At 49.3% G+C, this 4,100-nt stretch carries 3 protein-coding genes; 2 read left to right on the forward strand and 1 reads right to left on the reverse strand.

Annotated elements, in window-relative coordinates; genetic code table 11:
• The first annotated feature begins 415 nt into the window (after positions 1 to 415).
• The gene (locus tag NCN04_RS08915; RefSeq protein ID WP_250395853.1) at positions 416 to 2,284 is read left to right on the forward strand and encodes a hypothetical protein; all 1,869 of its coding nucleotides are present in this window, start codon (positions 416 to 418) and stop codon (positions 2,282 to 2,284) included.
• A 469-nt stretch (positions 2,285 to 2,753) separates the two neighbouring features.
• A complete protein-coding gene (locus tag NCN04_RS08920; protein ID WP_250395854.1) occupies positions 2,754 to 3,464 on the forward strand; it encodes a DUF4079 domain-containing protein in 711 nt (236 codons plus the stop codon).
• A 225-nt stretch (positions 3,465 to 3,689) separates the two neighbouring features.
• Here NCN04_RS08920 and NCN04_RS08925 read toward each other — a convergent pair.
• The coding region (locus tag NCN04_RS08925) for a hypothetical protein (protein WP_250395855.1) at positions 3,690 to 4,100 on the reverse strand (411 nt) is incomplete at its 5' end.

The following is a 4,100-nucleotide window of genomic DNA, read 5'->3' on the forward strand; positions in this document are numbered from 1 at the left end:
CGCCACTTTTCTCGAAGGAGGGACATTTTCTTGTTCAACCCCTGTCTTCTGCAGAGTTGACGGCAATATTTTTAATCCTGTTCACTTGGGGAGTGCTCTAGATGCAATTACATCCCATTGTCTGCCAGCTGAGTGCAATCTCATCGACAGTTTCACGATACTTGAATTGTAGCCATGTTTCGCGCTGGCTCCTTATACCTAGGTCAAGGCTCTGTAGTCATTTGATGCCGATTTCTGCGAGATCTATTGGGTTATTGCAGGCATCGTGATTGATAGTCTTGCGTCGGCCTCCTTTGCCCTGTGAGCAACATCACAGCTCAATGTGATCTTCATTAATGAAAGGCTCGCGAAAAATAGCAATGCTGTGACTATCGGTGGGAGACATCCCTCTGAGATAACCAAGAGTTAAAAACTAATGACTAAAACCACAAAGATTTTAGGTGCCTCAACAGCACTAGCTGCTGGAATTCTTGTGAGCGGTACAGGGCTACTGGTTCAACCCGAGGCCGCAAAGGCTCATGTCAACCATGCAAATAAACCTGTCCAACATCAACTCCATCTCAGTCATCTTGACAGCGATGCACCCTTGATCAAACTATCTCTTCCAAAATCTGGAAGTAGCAAACGGTTTTCGGGCAAGCTGCAATTTCATAACAACTCACGCCATGAGGTTACTCTCACCCTCGTAAGGACAATCAGACTTTCCAATAGCCGCTTGCCGAAACGATTACGGCTGGCTCCTGGGGCTACAAAAACCATTCCATTAAGTGGTTCGATTCAGGCCCGCACAGGCTTTACATCAGTGGGCGTTGTGTACTCAAGCTCCATGGGTGGTCAATCGATGGGTGTGGTTAACATCGAAGTCAAGAATGGAAAATTCAGACCCGTTAAAACAGGCGGCTTCCGGCTTGGGGAGAAAGGTTCAGAAGCGATTGCTGTTCCAAGTAACGCGCGAATTGGCCCTGGAGTGAGGGGGTACAAGCGATTTCTGAAAGGCGGGCGCACCTTTGGCAAAGCAAGCAAAGCCATGAAAGGGAAGAGGCGCGTCTATCAACCCAAACGACCCAATCAAGACAATCAATTCAAACCAGAATCCCTTAAGCCGAACATCCAATCTCGTTTATTCAACTGGCTACCCCATGAGTGGCAGCCAAGTCAGGTGATTAGCCAGGTGGTTGGTAACTATTTTTCGTTGTTCACGCCTAAAGCTGTTGCCGCGAATACAGTTTATAAAGGACGTTTTGTCTTTAGGACCACAGATTCCAGTAATATCTTCTTGCCTGCGGTTGGTGTTGGAGTTAAGGCTGTAAAGGGTGATCAATCGTGCCATCACACACCAGCACTTGCAAGAACAACTGCTGACGGGAATGGAAACTTTCAACTACGGATTAACACGAATGGATCGTACAAAATATGCTATTACACAAAAAATCCTTTCATTAAAATTGGACGAAAGACCAATAGCAATCTTTATGTATGGGGTGACCCTGCACGCAATAGCATCCCCAACTCACGGGTGGTACGACAACCTGTAAGACATGACGGTGTGTTTGACATTTGGTTTGAAGGAATGGCCTTTCAAACCAGCATGACGAATGCAGGCATTGACCCCGTACGGACTGGCGGCAATCGTATTAGGGTTAAATTCCCATCAGAAGGTGGTGATTGTTCAGGGCCAAACCCCTGGAGTTGTGCTTACACGGATGGCAAAGTGATGATCATGGCTGACCATGCGTTGAGGCATGGAGTTATGAGCCATGAATTAGCCCATCAAGTTGACAACAAATATCATCAACCGCGACCAGCTGGATCTGGTGGTAGCCATAGTTTTTATGGCTGTTACTCTCCATCAGCCCGTGCTGGAATGGTCGTACGTGAAGGATGGGCGAATTTTGAGATGGCCAGAGCTCTTGGGACTCGAGGTTCATCCAGGTTCCGAAATTCCTATCGCCCTGATCTTGCTAATCAGTTGATTGACAGCAAAAATATGGACTCTAATGGCGCAAACTGTTCTGGTGTGGCTGGATCAGGAGTTAACGGTAGTGAATCAAATGTTTCTACTATTCTATGGGATTTCTTTGATCAAAGAAACGATAACAGCGACTCTTTGTATTATGTTAGTCCAAATTACATCACCAACATGTATCTAAGTCTTAATCCGGATACGGCTAAAATACTTCACACTCGAATCCTTAATGACTGCAAGGCGGATGCCAACAAAGCTGTCACCAATAACGGGCAGGTTTGCAAGAATATTTTCGCTCAAAATGGAGGATCTGATTAGCCATCTTCCACTTGCTAAAAACTAGCTGAAAGTTTCGGCATGACGTATCGAGATCACTTTCGATACGTCTTTTTGATGTCTCGATCCATCACGAGCTAAATGAATAGACCTGAATAAGATTGCCCTATAGGCGCTAGTTCAAATGATTGACTCATGATTGACTGATCAGACAATCTCTAAGACTCCCTCGATCCGCTGCAGGCTTCGATTGCATTGGCTGTTGGGGCTTGCTCGCTCTTGTGAATAGGGAGCCCGCCCTTCCGTCAGGAGAAGCGTTGCTCAACGAGTCCTGATACTCATTGATTTCATTCCGCTCATGACGTCATTGTTTTGCGTTGATCTTTCTTCTTCTTTTATCGGCAGGATTGAGCTTTCTAATGGAAATATAAGGTAAGAACAACGAATCGCATCGTGAGTGAAGTCTGCACTTTGTTCCATGGCTACGTTTTGAGTTGATGCTGACTTGGGCATGGCCGCCGTTGATTGGTTGTGGATCCTGCATCCTTTTCTTGCAGTGGTATTGGTCTATCCACTGATGGGAGTGGTGGTTCGCTTGGCAGTTCAGACGCGTGCACGTCGGCTCCAGAACCAGAAGCTCCCCATCACGGTGGGGCGTGATCACAGCGATCTAGGTCGTTGGCTCGCAGGCGCGGTGGTCGTGGTGGTTTTGATTGCACTCACTGTTGTGATTGGCACGAAGGCCCCGCTGGCTCAGTTCGAAGGAGGCCTTGCGCGTGCAATCCAGCTGTTGCTTGTGTTGTGTGGAACGGTCGTGAGCCTCCTCGCCCTTTGGCGTTGCAAGAGGCCCGGATTGAGGTTGGCTTTTTCTCTCATTACTTGGGCCGGAGTGTTGGGGCTTGGCGCCCAACCGGAGGTTTGGAGGCTTTCGGATAATCCCTTGACGCCTGCGTTTTGGCAGTCCCATTACTGGGCGGGCGTTGGGGTGACGGGCTTGATGTTGTTTTCCCTGGGGGCTCGCGCCGAGATCCTGCGTGACATTCGCATTCGCCGTTTGCATGTCACAGCCAACGTGCTTGCCGCTTTGTTGTTTTTGACGCAAGGCCTCACAGGAACCCGAGACCTTCTTGAGATTCCCCTCAGTTGGCAGAAATCCACGATCTATGCCTGTGATTTCAATGCCAAGACCTGTCCTTCATTGGATCCGAATGCATCGTCTTGACTGATCTCTCTGGCTCAAGAGAGAGGGTTGCGGCCTCGACCCATGGATTCTGCAGAGTTGAAGACACTGTTTTTACTACGTGTCAGCTTGGGGGGAAATGAAACGGGGCAACTGCGCTCACCTCAGGGCTCGATTCGCGCATCTTGCGTGCGATGGCGCTGTCCGTAGATCCTGATGCCTCGTCCATGAGCAAACGGTCAAGTCTTTGACCGGAATAGGGCGGTCTCAGTGGCCAATTTGCTGCTGCAGGCTCTCAATCAAAGCCAGGACTGCAGGCTCATTGGTGTGATGCGCCAGAACGATCAGGGATTCGGTGTAGGTGTAGGGCTCGAAGTGTTCGTACACCTTGTTGGCGAGAGGCTGAGCGGATCGCATTTCCGGTGTGAGATAAGCGATGAAAAAGCTTTCCCCTGCATGCCTTGATGGCCGAAGATCAGTGCTGTCCTGCCGGCTGGGATCGCTGCTCATGAGCAACTGATCAAACCACTGTTGGGAGCGCTCGCAACAACTGGCAGGCAGGAAGGGCATCAGTTCCAACTCCAGATTGCCGTTCTCCAGGCTCCATCGGAAGCGATCTTCGAGGTCGCCTTGGCTCTCGTTTGTGTGATGCAGCAGCGTGAGGTCAATCGGGCGTTG

The sequence above is a fragment of the Synechococcus sp. MU1655 genome (assembly GCF_023630655.1).
Classification (GTDB): Bacteria; Cyanobacteriota; Cyanobacteriia; order PCC-6307; family Cyanobiaceae; genus Synechococcus_C.